The following is a 19187-nucleotide window of genomic DNA, read 5'->3' on the forward strand; positions in this document are numbered from 1 at the left end:
ATGGCCGTCCTGCAGACTCCCTCGGCGGCGTTCGACGAATGGCTGCCGGAACTGACCCGGCAACTGGCGGAAAGCGCCGATGCCCATGACCGCAGCGGAGATTTTCCCCATGCCAACCTGGCCCTGCTGCGACACCACGGACTGCTCGCCCTGGCCTTGCCGCCTGCGCTCGGCGGTCCCGGCGCCAGCCTCGGCGAGCTGCGCCGGGTAATCGGCGCGGTGGCTCGCGGCGAACCCTCCACGGCCCTGGTGCTGTGCATGCAGTACCTGCATTTGCGGCGCCTGGCCGATAACCCCGATTGGCCCGGCGCGCTCAAGCGGCGCGTGGCGCGCGAGGTGCTGGAGCAGGGGGCGTTGATCAATAGCCTGCGCGTGGAGCCCGAGCTGGGTTCGCCGTCACGCGGCGGTCTGCCGGATACGCTGGCGCGGCGTGTCGGCGACGGCTGGCAGCTGTCCGGGCACAAGCTCTACACCACCGGCATTCCCGGCCTGACCTGGCTGGCGGTATGGGCGCGCAGCGACGAGCCGATCCCCCGCGTGGGTACCTGGCTGGTGCGCCGCGACAGCCCAGGCATCCGTATCGTGGAGAGCTGGGACCATCTGGGCATGCGCGCCAGCGGCAGCCACGAGGTGCTCTTCGAAGAGGTGGCGGTGCCTCTGGAAAACGCCATCGGCCTGCATCCCCACGACCAGCCTCCGGCGCCGGACCAGGCCGTGCTGCGCGACTTCGCCCAGGCTAGCGCGGTATTGCTTGGCGCGCTCTACGACGGTATCGCCGGGAGCGCCCGCGAGTGGCTCGTCGGCTGGCTGCGCGAGCGCGTGCCGGCCAGTCTCGGCGCGCCGTTGGCGAGCCTGCCGAGGATGCAGGAGGCGCTCGGCGGGATCGACGGCCTGCTCCTGCAGAACCGCCTGCTGCTCGATGCCGCGTGCTGCGGACAGTTGCCCGCCAGCGACTCCGGGCTGCTCAAGGTCGCGGTCATCGACAACGCGTTGGCGGTGGTCGAGAAGGCCCTGGAACTGAGCGGCAACCACGGCCTCAGCCGGCACAATCCGCTACAGCGGCACTACCGCGACGTGCTTTGCGGACGTGTCCACACGCCACAGAAAGATAGCGTCTGGAGCGCGGCGGGGAGGGCGGCGCTGAGTCTTTGAAACGTACCTCCCACGATTCTCGACCCTGGCCTTGTCGGCGACCGCACCGGCGGAACGGATAGCCCAGGATAGCCCCGGCTCCGTGCGGAGCTGCCTGGAGATTGCCCATGAAACGACCCCTGTGTGTGCTTGCCGGCCTGCTGGCCGCGACCCTGCTGGCTGGAGCCGCCAGCGCCGCCGACCTCATCAGCCTGCGCCTGGGCGATGTGAAGGGCGACCGCTACGCCGCCCTGCGCGCGTCCGGCGAGCTCGACGACCTGCCGTACAAGCTGGAAATGTCGGCGTTCCCCTCCGGTGCGCCGGTGCTCGAGGCGCTCAACGCCGGGGCCCTGGACATAGGCTTTACCGGCGACATCCCGTTCCTCTTCGTCTACGCTGCCGGCGCGCCGCTCAAGGCGGTGGGCGCCTGGCACTTCAACCCGGCGACCGTGGCGCTGGTGGTCGGCAAGGACTCGCCGATCCGTTCGGTGGCCGGCCTCAAGGGCAAGCGCATTGCCGTCAATCGCGGCGGCTGGGGGCATTTCCTCGCCCTTGGCGCGTTGCGTCGCGCCGGCCTCGGACCGCAGGACGTAAGCTTTTCCTTCCTTGGTCCGGTGGACGGCCGCGCCGCCCTGGTGCGTGGCTCGGTAGACGCCTGGGTGCCCTGGGAGCCCTATACCTCCAGCGCCGTGCTGCTCGATCAGGCGCGGGTCATCGACAACGGTGCCGGGATCATGACCGGCTACTCCTATGCCCTGGCCAGCGACGCTGCGATCGCCCGCAAGAAGGCCGCGATCAGCGACCTGCTGACCCGCCTGGCGCGTGCCCAGGCCTGGGCCCTGAGGCACCCGGAGGCGTTCGCCGAGGCCCTGGCCAAGGATCTGAACATGCCGCGCGAAGTCACTCGGCGCTGGGTTGGCGAGGCGCGCATCAGTCCTGTGGTCTTCGGTCCGGAGGTTGCCGCCACCCTGCAGACCGCCGCCGATTTCTTCCATGCCGAAGGCGTGCTGCCGAAGTCGCTGGAGGTCGCCCCGGCGTTCGACTTCAGCCTGTCCGCTGGTGCCGCCGAAGTGGCCCGCCAGTTGCCCGCCGACCTCCGCGTCGGCCAGCGTTGAGGAGTTACGGAATGCGTCAGACCCTGAGCCTGTTCCTGCTTCTCTGCCTGCTCGTCGGCCAGGCCTGTGCCGACGAGCGCGTGACCCTGCGCCTGGCCGACCAGAAGGGCAACATGCGCGCCCAGTTGGAGGCTGCCGGCGCGCTGGACAACCTGACCTACGACATCCGCTGGTTCGAATTCCCCGCCGCCGCCCCCCTCGCCGAAGCACTCAATGCCGGTGCGGTGGATGCCGGCATCATCGGCGACGCGCCATTGCTCTTCGCCCTGGCCGCCGGTGCCCGGCTGAAGGCCATCGCCGTCGACAAATCCGATCCCTACGGTACCGCCGTGCTGGTGAGAGGGGATTCGCCGTTGCGCTCGGCCAACGACCTGAAAGGCCAGCGCATTGCCACCGGGCGCGGTTCCATCGGCCACTTCGTCGCGCTCAAGGCCTTGGCCTCGGTCGGGCTGGGCGAGAAGGACGTCGAGTTCCGCTTCCTCGGCCCGGTGGACGCGAAAATGGCCCTCGCCAATGGTTCCGTGGATGCCTGGGCGACCTGGGAGCCCTACACCGCGTTCGCGGAGACCGCCGACAAGGCTCGGGTACTGGTCGACGGTCGCGGCCTGTGGGCTGGCAACAGCTTCCTCGCTGCTACCGATAGCGCACTGGCCGACCCGGCGAAACGCGCCGTGCTGCAGGACTACCTGCAACGCCTGGCCAGCGCCCAGCGCTGGGCGTACCTGCACCTGGACGAGTATTCGCGAAGCCTGGCGCAGATCATCGGCTTCCCCGAGGACGCCGCGCGCTTGCAGTTCGAACGCCGGCGCTTGCGTTGGCAGGCGCTGGATGAGCGAACGCTCGGCCAGCAGCAGGAGACCGCCGATTTCTACCAGGCCCATGGATTGATTCCGCAGCGCCTCGATGTGCGGCCGACCTTCGCCAGCGGCTTTGCGGTCAGGCAGGCGTCGGATGCGGATATCCGGTAGGCGCTGCCCGGGCATTAATTGATAACTATAAGTTATTTATCGATTGTTTTTTATTCCAATAATCTATCCGTTCCGTCGCCGGCAGCTGGAACTCCCGTCCCTGCGGGCGCTCGCACCTATCCCAGGAGTCATCGCATGTCTCGTCCGTTCCTGCGTCGCTTGGCCATCGTGTTTGCCACTTCCGTCGTCCTGTCGGGCATTGGTGGCGCACAGGCCGAGGAGGTCCTGCGCATCGGCTTCCAGAAATCCTCGACTCTGCTGACCCTGATCCGCAGCCAGGGCACCTTCGAGCACGAGTTGGCCAGGCAGGGCATCCGGGTGTCCTGGCATGAGTTCCCCAGCGGCCTGCCGTTGCTCGAATCGCTCAATGTCGGCAACATCGATCTCTCCGCCGACGTCGCCGACACCGTGCCGGTGTTCGCCCAGGCGGCGGGTGCTCGCCTGACCTACTTCGCCCGCGAAACACCTTCGCCCGCGGCGCAGGCGATACTGGTCGGCGAACATTCGCCGCTGAAGTCCCTGGCCGAGCTGAAGGGCAAGCGCATCGCCGTGACCAAGGCCGCCGGCAGCCACTACCTGCTCATCGCCGCGCTGGCCAGCGCCGGGCTTGAGTTCTCCGACATCCAGCCAGCCTACCTGACGCCAGCCGACGGCCGCGCCGCCTTCGAGAACGGCAAGGTCGACGCCTGGGTGACCTGGGACCCCTACGTGGCAAGCGCCCAGCGCCAGCAACGCGCGCGGGTACTGGCCGACGGCCAGGGCCTGGCCAGCTACCAGCGCTACTACCTCGCCTCCAGCGACTACGCCAGGAAACATCCTGAAGTGCTCCAGCAGGTCTTCGCCGAACTGCAGCGCACCGGGCGCTGGCTCAAGAGCCACCCGGCCGACGCGGCCAAGGTGCTGGGGCCGCTGTGGGGCAATCTCGATGCCGCTACCGTCGAGCAGGCGAATGCGCGGCGCAGCTACGACGTACAACCGGTGAGCGCAGATGGTCTCGACGAGCAACAGCGCATCGCCGACGCCTTCCACGCCCAGGGACTGCTACCCAAACCGGTGGATACGCGCGCCGTGGAGGTATGGCAGCCGCGGCACTGAGCGACGCAGCTGCCCTGTGATGCGCGGCACCGGCGGCCAGCGTAGCTTGCCGCTGGCGCGCGTCCTTCAGGCCAGCCCATAGCTGATCTGCTCGGCCTTGACGTGGAACGCCTGCTCACGGCTCGGAAGATGCTGGTTGGCATCGGCGTTGCCCTGGCGCAGGCGTTCGGACCTCAGCGTTGGCAGGCGGAACACATCCTGCCGCTCGGTCTGCAACGCATTGCCGCGCATCAGTTCCATCAACGGAACCTGCATGGCCGGGGTGCTCTGGCCGAGGAAGTAGTTGGGCACCTCGTCGCACCACAACAGCATGTAGTCGCTCACCGCGTCGTGCTCGGCGTCGAGCACCACGTACTCGACGCGGTGGCGCAGGACCACTTCGGCGTCGATGCTCCAGCGGGTGTCCACGGTGAACAGCGGAACGTGCTTTTCCACGTCCACCAGCAGGCCATTCACCGCCTTGCAGCCGGACTTGCGGCAGGCCACGTGGTAGCGCTTGTCGGGGAGGGGGTGACGCGCCACCACGTCGCGCCCGCCAAGCAGGTGCAGGTCGAACTCCTTGATGCGGATGTCGATCAGCTCGCACGGCAGGTCGAACCCCGCAGGCGTCAGCAGCCTGGGGCAGAAATGGATAAGCATGGTTTTCTCCATCAGGCATGCCCGGGGCTTTCCCGCCCAGGGGGAGAGGTATCTCTATCGATCGGTCGCGGGTCAGACGGCAAGCCGCGTCCTGACGGACGAGGCAGAGCCTCGCCCGGTGAAGGGCGCGAACGCCGGTCCTGGCGGACCTCGCTGGATTTTTCTGGCTCCGGGCGCTCCCGTGCTTCCAGGGGCGTCTCGGACGGGTTTCAGCTCCCGGTCTTGACTCGGCTCCAGACCCGGGTACGGATTCTCTCGACCTTCAGTGGCAGGGTTTCCAGCGGGAAGAGGGTCGCCATGGTTTCCTTGCTCAGGTAAACCGCCGGGTTTTCCCGCAGCTTCCGCTCCACCAGCGGCAGCGCCGCCTGGTTGCCATTCGGATAGCCCACGTAGTTGGAGGTCCTGGCGATGACCTCCGGACGCAGCAGGTAGTCGATCAGCGCATAACCTTGCTGCGGATGCGGTGCATCCTTGAGCAGCACCATGTTCTCGGCCCAGACCAGCGAGCCTTCCCGGGGAATGCTGTAGGCGATATGGCGACCGTTCCCGGCCTGTTCGTTGTTGACCTGGGCCATGTAGGCCGTGCCCTGCCAGCCGACCACCACGCAGACGTTGCCGTTGGAGAGGTCGGTGTCGACTCTGGAGGAGTCGAAATAGCGAATGTAGGGGCGAACCTTCAGCAACAGTTCCTGGGCTTTCTGGTAATCCTCGGGATTCTGGCTGTTGTGCGGCAGGCCCAGGTAGTTGAGGGCGATGGAAACCAGCTCGGTGGAGGAGTCCAGCGTGGCCACGCCGCACTGGCTGAGGCGGGAGATATTCTCCTCCTTGAAGACCAGGTCCCAGGAGTCGACCGGCGCGTCGGGGCCGAGCAGCTTGCGGACCTTGTCCACGTCGTAGGCGATCCCGGTGGTTCCCCAGAGATAAGGTACGGCATAGCGATTGCCGGGATCGTTGGCCTGAAGCTTCCCGAGGATGTCCGCGTCGAGGTTCTTCCAGTGGGGGAGCCGATCGCGGTCGAGTTCCTGGAGGACGCCTGCCTTGATCAGTCCGGGCAGGATGTTGGAGGTGATCACCACCACGTCGTAGCCGGAGCGGCCGACCATCAGTTTGCCCTGCGCGGTCTCGGCGCTGTCGAAGGTGTCGAGGACGACACGGGTGCCGGCTTTCCTTCTGGAAAGCCTTGGGCGTTTCCGGGGCGATGAAGTCATACCAGTTGTAAAGATGGACGCTGGTTTGCGCAGCCCATGCACTGTCCGCCGCTGTCGCACCGATCGTCGTCAGGATCGATAACGCCAGTGCACAAACTTTTTTCATTGGATTTCCTTTCCGAAACGAAACAAGTTGGTTTTTGCACCTACCAGAACTGGTAGTTCTGACCTGTGGCTATCTTCGAAGGCATCGATATTATGCACATTGGAACTCTTCATGACATAACGCCGAGTGACTAATCCCAGAGGAGTAGTTGTGTGGATATCGCATTGCACGGCGGCGCCTGGCACGAGTCACTGGGAAAGTTGCTCGAAGCGCTGGACCGGCCGTTCTTCTGGCGGATCCTGGCGCAGACCCTCGGCCAGTTCGCCCCCGTCGACAATTGGGCGGCCCTGATATTCAGCGACTCCAGCCCCTTGATTCTTTCCTTCATGGAAGAGGAGATAGAAGAAATCGAGCCGGACCCGCTGATCAGTCGATATATAACCGGACTCTATCTGCAAGATCCTTTCTACCAGGTATCCAGAAACTGTCGGCGCGGCGGGCTTTTTCATCTTGCGGATATCGTCTCCGAAGATTTCGAAACGACCGAGTATTACAATGCGTACTTTGCGCATTATGTGGTGACGGACGAAGTTCAATATAACGTCCCGCTGGATGGTGAAAGAACCCTATGCCTGTCGTTGGGCAGCGAGAGCCGCTTCGGTGCCGAGCAGATCGCGCTGTTCGAGCTGCTTCGCCCGTGGGTCATCGCGCTGATGAAAAAACGCATCCACTTCGAGGATGCGGTCAGGGAGGAGGCGAAACCGATCGCAGCGGCGGAGGTGGAAGTCCAGCCCTGGAGAGGGTTGATATCGCCGCTGACCGCGCGGGAGTCGGATGTCATCCGGCTGATGCTGGATGGATACTCGAACAAGGAAATAGCGGATCGGCTGACGCTGTCGATCGCCACCATCAAGGTGCATCGCCGGCATATCTACGCGAAGCTGAACGTGAAGTCCCACTCCGAGATATTCGCGCTGTTGATCAACCCGCCCGCGCCGCGGCTCGCCGACGCACGCTAGTGCGCCGCCTGCGGAGGAATCCGGGCGCATAAGGTTATGCGAAATTCATATTGCCCGACGCTGAAAAAGCCGGCGTCGGATTGCACTCATGGGCGAATTCCATCCAGGACGATTCGACCATGCCCGATGTACGTCTTTCCTCTCGTTCGTTGACCCCCGTGCTCTGTGCGGTGGGGCTCGCCTGCGCGCTGCAGGGCGAGGTGCAGGCCGCCGACGGTGGGCCGCGCGACGCGGCCACGGCGCCCCGGGTATTCGACATAGCGCCCGGCGAACTGGCCGAGGTGTTGTTGAACATCGTGCGCCAGGGACACGTGCCTATCGCCTTCGACCAGCGCCTGGTGGCGGGGTTGCGCGGACCGGATATCCGCGGCCGGCTCAGTGTCGAGGACGCCTTGCGGCGTGCCCTGGCCGGCAGCGGGCTGGCATACGCGCAGGACGAAAGCGGTGCCTTCGTCCTGCGCGGCGGACAGGCGCCTGTGCAGGAGACGCGAGGTGCGGCGGTGGCACCGACCTTGTCCACCGTGGTGGTCACCGGCACGCGCAAGAGCGAGGTGAAGGCGCAGGACAGCCTGAGCCCGATCGACGTGGTCAGCGCTACCCAGCTACGTAGTAGCGGCGCGGTCGACCTGCGCGATGCACTGGTCAAACTGCTGCCCTCGCTGACCCGCCAGGCCCAGCCGTTCAACGCCTCGGCGTTGACCCACACGCAGTCGCTGCGCGGGCTGAGCCCCAACCATGTGCTGGTGCTGGTGAACGGCAAGCGTCGCCACGAAACGGCCAATCTCAATATCAGCGGGGGGCTGGAGAAGGGCTCCACCGGCGTCGATCTGGACACCATCCCGATCAACGCCATCGAGCGGGTCGAGGTGCTGCGCGACGGCGCCTCGGCGCAGTACGGTTCGGACGCCATCGCCGGGGTGATCAACGTCATCCTCAAGTCCGCCGACCACGGCGGGTCGGCGGCCGCTGACGTCGGGCAGACCGGCGACGGCGACGGCTTCACCCATGGCGGCGGGGGGAACATCGGACTGGCCTTCGGCGATAGCGGCTTCGTCAACCTCACCGCCGAATATCGCGAGCAGGAGCGCACGATGCGCAGCGGCATCGATGAGCGCACCGGTCGGCGCGACAACATTTCCATGGGCGATCCCGCGTTCCACCGGCAATCGCTGGCGCTCAACTCGGGTTTCGGGTTGGGCGACGATATCGAGGTGTACGGCTTCGGCACCTATACCCGGCGCAAGGCCTCCTCGGCGGCCAACTATCGCCTGGCCTCGGTGGCACCGACGCTGTATCCGGACGGCTTCACGCCGCGCCCGAACAGCGACGAGGACGACTATGCGTTCCTCGCCGGGGTGCGCGGCGAGCGTCTGCTGGATGCCTGGCACTGGGACCTGAGCAGTGGCTACGGCGCCGACCGTCCCGATATCGGCATGACCCAGTCGGTGAACGCGGCGATCTACCGTGAAACCGGCAACAGCCCGAGAAGCTTCGACCTGGCGCGCTACCGCAACAGCCAATGGACCAGCAACCTGGACCTGGGGCGGGAATTCCAACTGGATTTCCTCGCCGCCCCGCTGGCGCTGTCGCTGGGCGCGGAATACCGGCGGGAAACCTACCGCATCGACGCCGGCGACCCGGCGTCCTACTACAGCGGCGGGGCGGAATCCCTGGCTGGCCTCTCGCCGCTCAGCGAGGGGCAATGGTCGCGGCACGCCTGGGCGTCCTACCTGGACCTGGGTACCTCCCTGACCCCAGCCTGGGAGGTTGACGTGGCGGTGCGCCACGAGAAATTCAGCGACTTCGGCAGCACCACCAACGGCAAGTTCGCCACCCGTTACCAGTTCGATCCGCGGGTGGCGCTGCGCGCCAGCGTAAGCAGCGGGTTCCGCGCGCCGTCCCTGGTCCAGGAGCACTACACCGGCCTCAGCGTCGGTCCGACCATCGCCCTCGGCCTGCTGGCGGCCAACTCGCCGGCAGCGAAGATGCTCGGCGCCGACGAACTGCAACCGGAGAAGTCGACCAGCTTCAACCTTGGCCTGGTACTCAACCCTTGGGAAAACGTCGGGCTGAACATCGACGCCTACCAGATCAGCATCCGCGACCGCATCGTCGACAGCGCCACCTATTCCGGCCAGGAAGCCATCGATGCCCTGGCCGCGGCGGGGATCTCGTTGCCGGCCAGCGCCAGTACGGTCAGTACCCATTACCTGGCCAACGGTGCCGACACCCGCACCCGCGGTGTCGACATCACCGGTCACTACCTCGTCGCGCTTGGCGAGTACGGGCAGATCGACTGGGAACTGTCGGCCAACTTCAACCGCACCACCTTGCGCAAGAACCATCGAGGCGCCAACGGCGAGCCGCTGCTCAATGCCCAGCAGGTCGCCTGGATCACCAGCTCCACCCCGCGCAGCCAGGTTTCCCTCGGCGGCACCTGGAGCCGCCAGGACTGGGAGGTCAGCCTGCGCCTGACGCGCTACGGCCGGACCAGCTCGGAACTCGACTACACGGTAGGGCCGGACGCCTGGTCGACGGAGAAATTCAACCATTTCGTCAACGACCCGAAGTACATCACCGACATCGCCGCGCGCTACCGGCTCAGCGCTGACCTGACGCTGACCGCCGGCGCCGACAACCTGTTCGACGTCCGTCCGGACAAGCTGCCCGCGCAGAACACCACCTATGGCGACGTGCTGCGCTACGACACCTATGCCTCGCAGATCGGCTTCAACGGCGCCTTCTACTACCTGCGCGCGGCCTACCGCTTCTAGAGGGCCAGGCGTGGCGCAACGAGAATTTTCCGCGACCAGCGGCGGCGTGCTGCTGGCGTCGGTGGTGGCGATCATGCTCGGGCCCACCGGCATCCTGCTGAACACCTTCAGTCTGTTCATCGCACCGATGAGCGCCGAGTACGCCTGGGACCGCGCCGAGGTGTCGTTGCTGGTGACGCTGTTCGGACTGGCGGTCGCCATCACCAGCCCGCTCAAGGGCTGGCTGATCGACCGTTGGGGCGCGCGGCGGACAATGCTCGGGCTGACCGCGGCCCTGTCGCTGCCGCTGCTCGGCCTGGCAGCGGTGAATGCCGTCTGGCAACTCTACGCGCTGTTTCTGCTGATCGGCCTGCTGGCGCCAGGCAACCTGCCTTACGGACGTATCCTCGGACTCTGGTTCCGCCAACGCCTGGGCGTGGCCTACGGCCTGCTCGGCCTGGGCTTCGGGGTGGGCGGGCCGCTGGGCCTGCTGGTCGGCCACCAGAGCCTCGAAGCGTGGGGCTGGCGCGGCGCTTTCCTGGTCTACGGCGTGCTCGAACTGGGCCTGGCGCTGCCGCTGCTGGCCTGGCTGTTCCGCGAGCCAGCGCCGGGCGCTGGCGTGGCCGCCGGCACGGCCGTAGCGGAAACCGCGCTGAGCGGATCGACGGCGCCCCAGGCCTGGCGCAGCGCCAGTTTCTGGCTGGTGCTGGGCAACCAGGTGCTGGCGGTGTTCGTGATGTCCGGGATCATGACCCATGGTGTGCCGATGCTGGTGGAGCGCGGTTTGTCCCGGGGCGAGGCGGGCACCGCGCTGTCGGCGTTGTGGGTCGGCATGATGCTGTCGCAGCCGCTGATGGGCTGGCTTCTCGACCGCGTGGCGACGCCGCGGGTGGCGTTGCCCTTCGCCCTGGCGGCGGTGCTCGGCATGGCCTGGTTCCTGGTGGGCGACACACCGAGCGGTCTATGGCTGGCGGTGTTCCTGGTCGGCCTGGGCGGAGGAGGGGAAAGCGGCACCACCAAGTACCTGTTGATGCGCTACTTCGGCCTGCGCAGCTTCGGTGTGATCTACGGTTCGATCCAGCCGTTCACCTTCGCCCTGTCGATCAGTCTCGGCGCTTACCTGCTGGGCTGGCTGTACGACCGCGCCGAAGGCTACGGGACGGCCGAATGGGTGCTGCTCGCGGCTTTTTCCCTGGCTGCGTGCAGCCTGTTCGCCTTTCGCCCCTATCCGCAGAAATTGCCCTGAGGGGAATCATGCCGGCTAGCGTTCGCCCTGGCGCCGCGCGGTCTTGCCGGCGAGGCGGGTCTGGCGATAGTCGTTGGCGCACTGTCCCGTCCAGCGGCGGAAGGCGTGGCGAAAACTGGAGGTATCCATGTAGCCCAGCCTCTCGGCGACTTCCTCGATGCGCAGTCGCTCGTCCCGCAGCAGTTGGCGCGCCCTGTCGTGGCGGACCAGGTCGAGCACTTCCCGGTAGTTAGTGCCCTCGTCGGCGAGCCGTCGGCGCAGCGTCCGCTCGGTGACCTTCAATTGCCGGGCGACCCAGGCGATGCTCGGGTAGCGGTCCTGCAGCACCTCCAGCAGTGCCACGATGCGTTGGCGGTAGCCGCCCATCTCGCGGGTGACGCGGGTGTTGAAAGCCTTGCTGCCGAGCGCCAGCGAGGCCTGGAACACGGCGGAGTTGGCAGTGGCGATCTCGGCCTCGAGCAATTCCTCGGGGAGGGTGAAGGTGATGCCTTCGCCGGCGAAATACACCGGCACCCGGAAATACTCCTCGTATGCCCGCACGTCGCCGTTCCTTTCCGGGAGGCGCAGGCGGACCAGTTCCAGATCGCCCAGCAGCAGGTCGCGGAACACCGCGTAGGCGGCCGACGCCAGGACGTTGGCGTGGTACAACCGGGCCGACTGCGGCCAGTCCGGCTTGTCCTGCAGGTCGATATCCACATCCACGGTGTCGCAACTGGAACGTCTCACCGCGATCCCGCGGATGTCCTTGCGGAACAGCAGCATGTTGGTCTTGATCAGTTGCAAGGCTTCGCCCACGGTGCCGGCACTCTGCAGCGCCAGCCCGGCGACGCCATAGTCGGAAAGGCGGTAGTGTTCCCCCAGGCTCAGGCCTTCCAGGGGGGAGCGCCCGTTCAGCACGATCCACTCGTAGAGCGCTTCGCTGGGCAGGCGCGGCTCGGCAGCCGAACCCTGGCGCATGTCCGGAGGCGTGATGCGTTGCACGGCGAGGTAGTTGTTGAGTGGTCGCCACTCGAAATCGTACTGGATGTTTTCGGACGGGCTCATCGGTTACCTCTTGCACGCGATGCTATCGCCCTGAAGGCGTCAGGGCTTCGTTATTCCATGCGGATGTCGTTTCGGTTGATTTTCGTACGCTGGGCTTCCGGCAATCACTACCTTGCGTAAGGGGTTGACAGGAGCGGGGTCTGCGTATAGCCGCGCCTCCGCGACGCCGTGCCGATCGGTCGTGCATGCTCGCCGTGGCCCGGCCGAACGCTGCCGTCCCGGCCACTCTCTCCGGGGTGGCTGCGCCTGGATGATCGTCGTGGGCGATGGTGGCGCGGGCCGATCGCCGTGAGCTTCAAGCGCCATCGCCGTTTGCCGGCGCTCGGGAGGCTGCTGGCCAAGGAAAACCGTAGCGCCGCGGCGGGCGGCTGCTAGCGGGGATTTCCGGCCACGCGTGCCGTGCCCGGGCCACGCTTGCCTTCCCGGCGCGCCGGACTTCCGGTGGCCTGGAGGACAGGAAAAGCGAGCGGCGAGGTGTCGGCGAGCAGGGTCAACTCGATCTTCTGATAGGGTCGGTGGGCTGTCCGGGGCGGCTAGGATGGACATTTTCATCGTCTCGGGCAGGCCTGTCGCGACCGCGCGAAGTCGCGACGGATGCCGCTGCTAAGGAGCAACGGATGACCGTTCTTATCCAGGGGGCCGGGATCGCCGGCCTGGCGCTGGCGCGCGAATTCACCAAGGCAGGCATCGACTGGCTGCTGGTCGAGCGGGCCAGCGAGATCAGGCCCATCGGTACCGGTATCACCCTGGCGAGCAATGCGTTGACGGCGTTGTCCAGCACCCTGGATCTCGACCGGCTGTTCCGCCGTGGCATGCCGTTGGCCGGCATCAACGTATACGCCCACGACGGTTCGATGCTGATGTCGATGCCTTCCAGTCTGGGTGGGAATTCCCGCGGCGGCCTGGCGTTGCAGCGCCACGAACTGCATGCGGCGCTACTGGAGGGGCTGGATGAGTCGCGCATTCGGGTCGGGGTCTCCATCGTGCAGATCCTCGACGGACTCGACCACGAACGCGTGACCCTGAGCGACGGCACTGTCCACGACTGTTCGCTGGTGGTCGGTGCGGATGGCATTCGTTCGAGCGTGCGACGTTATGTCTGGCCGGAGGCGACCTTGCGTCATTCCGGCGAAACCTGCTGGCGCCTGGTCGTTCCCCATCGGCTGGAGGACGCCGAGCTGGCGGGAGAGGTCTGGGGGCACGGCAAGCGCCTCGGCTTCATCCAGATCAGCCCGCGCGAGATGTATGTCTACGCGACCCTGAAGGTGCGCCGGGAGGAGCCCGAGGACGAGGAGGGCTTCGTCACCCCGCAACGGCTGGCCGCCCACTACGCAGACTTCGACGGCATCGGCGCGAGCATCGCCCGGCTCATACCGAGCGCCACCACGCTGGTGCACAACGACCTCGAGGAGTTGGCCGGCGCCTCCTGGTGCCGCGGACGGGTAGTGCTGATCGGTGGCGCCGCACACGCCATGACGCCGAACCTGGGGCAGGGCGCGGCCATGGCCCTGGAGGACGCCTTCTTGCTGGCGCGCCTGTGGTGTCTGGCGCCGCGCGCCGAGACGCTGATCCTGTTCCAGCAGCAACGCGAGGCGCGGATCGAGTTCATCAGGAAGCAATCCTGGATCGTCGGCCGCCTTGGTCAATGGGAATCGCCCTGGAGCGTCTGGCTGAGGAATACCCTCGTTCGCCTGGTGCCGAATGCCAGTCGCAGGCGCCTCCACCAGCGTCTTTTCACCGGTGTCGGTGAGATGGCCGCGCAGTAGCCGCCGGTGCCAGTGGCGTCTTGGTCGCCTGTTTTCGACTTCGGCGATGGTCGCTATGGAGAAGTCCCGGGCAACCAGGGCGCTTGCGCTTTACCAGGCCCGGCGTCGCTGGGCTCTCCACAGGTTCGCCGGTTTTTGCTGCGATCCGGTCTGCCGCTCGCCGAGGGCTGGCGGTATACTTCGCAGCGCCCGTTCGATGCCGTCGAATGATGTTTCCATGACGCTTGATTTATGACGCCTTTGCGCCAAGCTAGGTCATGGGATGGCTTTCTGTTAAGGTTGCCGAAATCTCCTGGGGGCCCGTGTGGGCGGTTGTCTGCTAATGCGCGACGAGGTGCAGCGTGATTAAGGTGCTGGTGGTCGACGACCACGATCTGGTACGCACCGGTATTACCCGCATGCTGGCCGACATCGAAGGCTTGCAAGTGGTCGGCCAGGCCGACTGCGGTGAAGACTGTCTGAAACTGGCCCGCGAACTGAAGCCGGATGTCGTCCTGATGGACGTGAAGATGCCCGGTATCGGCGGCCTGGAGGCAACCCGCAAGCTGCTGCGCAGCCAGCCCGACATCAAGGTCGTGGTAGTCACCGTCTGCGAAGAGGATCCGTTCCCCACCCGCCTCATGCAGGCCGGCGCCGCCGGCTACATGACCAAGGGCGCGGGGCTGGAGGAAATGGTCCAGGCGATTCGCCAGGTCTTCGCCGGCCAGCGCTATATCAGCCCGCAGATCGCCCAGCAACTGGCGCTGAAGTCCTTCCAGCCGCAGCAGCACGATTCCCCCTTCGATTCGCTGTCCGAGCGCGAGATCCAGATCGCCCTGATGATCGCCAACTGCCACAAGGTGCAGAGCATCTCCGACAAGCTGTGCCTGTCGCCGAAGACCGTGAATACCTATCGCTACCGCATCTTCGAGAAGCTCTCGATCACCAGCGACGTGGAGCTGGCGCTGCTCGCCGTCCGCCACGGCATGGTCGATGCCGCCAGCTAGATGAGCGCCGTTTTCGACGCGAGCGCCTTCCTCGCTACCTGTAGCAATCGTCCGGGCGTCTACCGCATGTTCGATGCGGACGCCAAGCTTCTCTACGTGGGCAAGGCGAAGAGCCTGAAGAAGCGCCTGGCCAGCTATTTCCGCAAGTCCGGCCTGGCGCCGAAGACCGCTGCGCTGGTGGCGCGCATCGCCCAGGTGGAAACCACCATCACCGCCAATGAAACCGAGGCGTTGCTGCTGGAGCAGACGCTGATCAAGGAGTGGCGGCCGCCCTACAACATCCTGCTGCGGGACGACAAGTCCTATCCCTTCGTGTTCCTCTCCAGCGAGGATGAGTATCCGCGGCTGTCCCTGCACCGTGGCGCGAAGAAGCGCAAGGGGCGTTACTTCGGTCCCTATCCGAGCGCGGGAGCGATCCGCGAGAGCCTCAACCTGCTGCAGAAGGCGTTTCTCGTCCGCCAGTGCGAGGACAGCTATTTCCGCAACCGTACGCGGCCCTGCCTGCAATACCAGATCAAGCGCTGCAAGGGGCCCTGCGTGGGACTGGTCAGTCCTGAGGAGTACGCCGAGGACGTGCGCCACTCGGTGATGTTCCTCGAAGGAAGGAGCAACGCGCTGGCCGACGAGCTGAACGTCGGCATGGAGCAGGCGGCGATGCGCCTGGACTTCGAGAAGGCGGCGGAGTTGCGCGACCAGGTGGCGATCCTGCGGCGGGTCCAGGACCAGCAGAGCATGGAAGGTGGCAACGGCGACGTCGACATCGTCGCCGCCATCGTCACCCCTGGCGGCGCTTGCGTACACCTGATCAGCGTACGCGGCGGGCGGGTGCTGGGCAGCAAGAACTTCTTCCCGCAGGTCGCGATCGAGGAGGAGGTGGGCGAAGTGCTGCTGGCGTTCCTTGGCCAGTACTATCTCAGCCACCAGGAGCGCGACCTGCCGGCGGAGTTGATCGTCAACGTGACGCACGAGGATTTCCCGGTGCTGGTTTCGGCGATCGCCGAAGCGCGAGGCCGCGAACTGGAGATCAGCTACCGGGTGCGTGGTACCCGCGCCCGCTGGCAGCAACTGGCGGTGACCAACGCCGAACAGGCCCTGGGCGCACGCCTGGCCAACCGCCAGCATGTGGCGGCACGCTTCGAAGCCCTTGCCGAGGCGCTCGACCTGGCGGAGCCGCCGCAACGCCTGGAGTGCTTCGATATCAGTCACTCCAGCGGCGAGGCCACCGTGGCTTCCTGCGTGGTGTTCGGCCCGGAAGGGCCGCTGAAGTCGGACTATCGCCGCTACAACATCGAAGGCGTCACGGCCGGCGACGACTACGCGGCGATGCACCAGGCGCTGACCCGCCGCTTCAGTCGCCTGAAGGACGGCGAGGGGAAGATGCCCGACATTCTCCTGGTGGATGGCGGCAAAGGGCAATTGGCCATGGCCCAGGAGGTGCTCCAGGAACTGGCGGTCGCCGGTCTGATCCTGCTCGGCGTGGCCAAGGGCGTGACCCGCAAGCCGGGGCTGGAAACCCTCTACCTGAACGATGCCTCCCACGAGTTCACCCTGCCGGCCGATTCGCCGGCGCTGCACCTGATCCAGCAGATACGTGACGAAGCGCACCGTTTCGCCATCACCGGCCACCGTGCGCGGCGCGGCAAGGCACGGCGGACGTCGACGCTGGAGGATGTCCCCGGCGTCGGCCCGAAACGTCGGCGCGACCTGCTCAAGTATTTCGGCGGGTTGCAGGAATTGTCGCGGGCGAGTATCGATGAACTGGCCAAAGCCCCCGGTATCAGTAAAAAGCTTGCCGAGCAGATTTATGCCGTCCTGCACAGCGAGTAGAATGCCGGCTCACCTCGCAGCCTAGATGGTCCGATGAATATCCCCAATCTGCTCACGTTACTGCGCGTCCTGCTCATTCCGATCTTCATTCTGCTGTTCTATCTGCCGACGTCCTGGAGCTACCTGACCGCCAGTGCCGTGTTCGCCCTGGCCGCCGCCACCGACTGGCTGGACGGCTACCTCGCCCGGCGCCTCGGCCAGAGCACGCCGTTCGGCGCCTTCCTCGACCCGGTCGCGGACAAGCTGATGGTGGCGGTTGCGCTGGTCCTGCTGGTGGAAGAGCACGCCAACCTGTGGCTGACCCTGCCGGCGGTGATCATCATCGGCCGCGAGATCGTGGTTTCCGCCTTGCGCGAGTGGATGGCCGAACTGGGGGCGAGGGCTCAGGTGGCGGTGTCCAACCTGGGCAAGTGGAAGACCGCGGCGCAGATGCTGGCGCTGGTCATTCTCCTGGCGAATCCGCCGCTGATGACCTTCTGGGTGATTCTCGGCTACGTGCTGCTGATCATCTCTGCGGCGCTGACCCTGTGGTCCATGGTGCACTACCTGCTGGCCGCGTGGCCGCATCTGTCGACCACCCCGAAAGAGAAATAAACTTTTTTGAATCAAGGAGTTGACACGGCGCCGCGATGCTATAGAATGGCGCCCGTCACCAAGACGATGCGGGAATAGCTCAGTTGGTAGAGCACGACCTTGCCAAGGTCGGGGTCGCGAGTTCGAGTCTCGTTTCCCGCTCCAGATATAGATCCACAGGCTTGCCTGTAGATCATTGAAAAAAGGGCCTTAGGGCCCTTTTTTCGTTTCGGCGGGTTCCATCGGCCCGGCATCGGCCAGCATCTTCTAGTCCATTCTTTAGTGCATCAGTGCTGGGCGGCGGCTACAGATCGTCTATCCCTTGATCCGCGCAATAGAGCATTGAGCATGGTGCGTTGCCATTCGGCATTCGAAGGGCACCGGCAAGGTCCATATAGTCTTGGTCATCGATGGCCTTTCCCAGGCTGTTTCGCCCGAGGATGGCAAGAGCCGGCATTTCCCACTATCGCTGGAAGGACAAGCAAAAGGTGCTTGGTCGGGCAGCTATCCTGAAGTCGCTCTCAAAGAGGCTCGCAGCCGATGCGTCGTGTCCGCGAATTGATCGCATGCGCTCGGCTCTTGCGAGCAACGGACACAGGAGTGCCGGGAAGCCCGGTGTGTGGAAGGGGCGCCTTCTCGAAGATACATCTACCGAGTCATCGGAATGCCCTGTCGCATCGACGACCCGGCATTGGGTCGGTTCCCGCGATTTGACCCGTTCATGCGGTCGATGAGTTACGCGCAGAGCGAGCCCCCTTATCTCTAGGTATTCAACTTAGGCGGAGCCGACGGGGAGGCGCTCATTCCGGAAGCTGGTGGGCATCGGCGTCGCCTCATCGATGCGTTGGTTGTACCGCAGTGTGGGCCGGGTTCGGTTCGACCGACCGGTTCTGCTGGGTTAGTTGTACTCCAGGATGTAGGTCAAAATGGAGTCAGCTTTACCCGCGGTGATTTTTCCGCCAGTGGCGACATAGCGAGCCGATCCCACAAAGCGGTACATCTCCGTCCCTGCACCGCTGGCCAGCCAGTCCAGGGGCAGGGCCCTGGCTTGGGTGAATGGCAATGCCGCTCCCTTACTGGACGTCAACGAAATGCCGACTCCTTGGGCTACACCGGCTTCTCCTCTGCCTGTGAGGTTCAACAGGCCATCCTGGATCGAGTTGCCTTCAAAGTAGACCTTCACAGGAGGTTTGACACTCGGATTGAGCCCTTCGCACACAACATCCAGTGAAAAGCCATGATCTGGCACAGCCCCTCTTTTGATGTCATACGCCGTTGGGCGCCCCATGTTGACATCAATGGTCGACTTTTGTGTGCTGCACGTGGTGAAGAAAGCGTTATGTTCAAGCGTTGCGCGAAGGTTATATCCCTCTATGGTGAATTCAGCCCTGGATGGATTTGTGTAGTTGGTATCGATGAAAAAATTGGTTGAGTAGTTAAAAGGGGTGATGTCTCCCTTTCCTACTCCCATTGCGGTTCGGATGAAATCAACTACGAGAACAGTGGGCATATAGCGCATGGTGCCGATGTTGCCCGTGGGGTAGGTGGCGGGAGCTGCTGTCGGTTCGGTCCAGTTATAGCGTGCTCGGTGTCCAATTCTGATACCGACCCCTGGCACTCCAGACTCATAGAGGCCATTTCCATCTATTGGAATGAGGGTCGTTTTGGGAGCTGTAAAACCGAATTGTCCGGGCTTTCCGTCACTTCCGCACCACGCCCAGCCACCTAGAGTTTCTCCTGAGCCGACTTGCACGGTCATTGTTCCCATCGA

The 19187-nt window shown here is 65.1% G+C and carries 14 protein-coding genes, 1 tRNA gene and 1 pseudogene; 12 read left to right on the forward strand and 4 right to left on the reverse strand.

Going from position 1 to position 19187, the window contains the following annotated elements:
- From VQ067_RS12820 to VQ067_RS12835, 4 genes are all read left to right on the forward strand, one after another.
- Entirely contained in the window at positions 1–1152 is a 1152-nt protein-coding gene (locus tag VQ067_RS12820; RefSeq protein WP_033991706.1) for an acyl-CoA dehydrogenase, read from the forward strand.
- A gap of 107 nt (positions 1153–1259) precedes the next feature.
- Positions 1260–2246 (forward strand): aliphatic sulfonate ABC transporter substrate-binding protein, encoded by a 987-nt coding sequence (locus tag VQ067_RS12825; protein WP_003113358.1) that lies wholly within the window; start codon positions 1260–1262, stop codon positions 2244–2246.
- An 11-nt stretch (positions 2247–2257) separates the two neighbouring features.
- Positions 2258–3214, forward strand: coding sequence for an ABC transporter substrate-binding protein (locus tag VQ067_RS12830; RefSeq protein WP_003090373.1), 957 nt, complete (start codon positions 2258–2260; stop codon positions 3212–3214).
- 135 nt (positions 3215–3349) lie between these two features.
- A complete protein-coding gene (locus VQ067_RS12835; protein ID WP_033991708.1) occupies positions 3350–4309 on the forward strand; it encodes an aliphatic sulfonate ABC transporter substrate-binding protein in 960 nt (319 codons plus the stop codon).
- A gap of 66 nt (positions 4310–4375) precedes the next feature.
- Here the strand turns inward: VQ067_RS12835 and qteE are convergent, their stop codons facing one another.
- Both qteE and VQ067_RS12845 read right to left on the reverse strand, forming a co-directional pair.
- Complete coding sequence (gene qteE / locus VQ067_RS12840; protein WP_003090369.1) at positions 4376–4948, reverse strand: quorum threshold expression protein QteE; 573 nt, start codon at positions 4946–4948, stop codon at positions 4376–4378.
- A gap of 209 nt (positions 4949–5157) precedes the next feature.
- A pseudogene (locus tag VQ067_RS12845) lies at positions 5158–6262 on the reverse strand (polyamine ABC transporter substrate-binding protein).
- A gap of 152 nt (positions 6263–6414) precedes the next feature.
- Between VQ067_RS12845 and vqsR the strand changes: the two are divergent.
- From vqsR to VQ067_RS12860, 3 genes are all read left to right on the forward strand, one after another.
- A complete protein-coding gene (gene vqsR / locus VQ067_RS12850; RefSeq protein ID WP_003130951.1) occupies positions 6415–7221 on the forward strand; it encodes a transcriptional regulator VqsR in 807 nt (268 codons plus the stop codon).
- Positions 7222–7340: 119 nt separating this feature from the next.
- Complete coding sequence (locus tag VQ067_RS12855; protein WP_033991711.1) at positions 7341–9995, forward strand: TonB-dependent receptor; 2655 nt, start codon at positions 7341–7343, stop codon at positions 9993–9995.
- Between the two features lie 10 nt (positions 9996–10005).
- Entirely contained in the window at positions 10006–11220 is a 1215-nt protein-coding gene (locus tag VQ067_RS12860) for an MFS transporter (RefSeq protein ID WP_003108786.1), read from the forward strand.
- A gap of 15 nt (positions 11221–11235) precedes the next feature.
- Here VQ067_RS12860 and VQ067_RS12865 read toward each other — a convergent pair whose 3' ends face one another.
- Positions 11236–12264 carry an AraC family transcriptional regulator gene (locus VQ067_RS12865; RefSeq protein WP_019485641.1) on the reverse strand — a complete coding sequence of 343 codons (1029 nt, stop codon included), beginning with the start codon at positions 12262–12264 and terminating at the stop codon, positions 11236–11238.
- 617 nt (positions 12265–12881) lie between these two features.
- On the opposite strand from VQ067_RS12865, the gene pqsH reads away from it, so the two are divergent.
- The 5 genes from pqsH (at position 12882) to VQ067_RS12890 (ending at position 17581) form a co-directional block, all read left to right on the forward strand.
- Positions 12882–14030 (forward strand): 2-heptyl-3-hydroxy-4(1H)-quinolone synthase, encoded by a 1149-nt coding sequence (pqsH, locus tag VQ067_RS12870; RefSeq protein WP_042852892.1) that lies wholly within the window; start codon positions 12882–12884, stop codon positions 14028–14030.
- 341 nt (positions 14031–14371) lie between these two features.
- Positions 14372–15016, forward strand: a complete 645-nt coding sequence (gene gacA, locus VQ067_RS12875) for a response regulator transcription factor GacA (RefSeq protein ID WP_003090351.1) — start codon at positions 14372–14374, stop codon at positions 15014–15016.
- Positions 15017–16843: an excinuclease ABC subunit UvrC gene (gene uvrC, locus VQ067_RS12880; RefSeq protein WP_003090350.1), complete on the forward strand. Its 1827-nt coding sequence runs from the start codon at positions 15017–15019 to the stop codon at positions 16841–16843. It begins immediately after the preceding gene.
- Positions 16844–16876: 33 nt separating this feature from the next.
- The gene (gene pgsA / locus VQ067_RS12885) at positions 16877–17437 is read left to right on the forward strand and encodes a CDP-diacylglycerol--glycerol-3-phosphate 3-phosphatidyltransferase (RefSeq protein WP_003090349.1); all 561 of its coding nucleotides are present in this window, start codon (positions 16877–16879) and stop codon (positions 17435–17437) included.
- A 68-nt stretch (positions 17438–17505) separates the two neighbouring features.
- Positions 17506–17581: transfer RNA gene (locus VQ067_RS12890), tRNA-Gly, on the forward strand.
- A 733-nt stretch (positions 17582–18314) separates the two neighbouring features.
- On the opposite strand, the gene VQ067_RS12895 is transcribed toward VQ067_RS12890, so the two are convergent.
- On the reverse strand, positions 18315–19175 hold the full coding sequence (locus VQ067_RS12895) for a fimbrial protein (RefSeq protein ID WP_223677416.1): 861 nt from the start codon (positions 19173–19175) through the stop codon (positions 18315–18317).
- Positions 19176–19187 lie beyond the last annotated feature (12 nt).

Source organism: Pseudomonas sp. KBN12P06040 (genome assembly GCF_037574965.1).
Classification (GTDB): domain Bacteria; phylum Pseudomonadota; class Gammaproteobacteria; order Pseudomonadales; family Pseudomonadaceae; genus Pseudomonas; species Pseudomonas aeruginosa.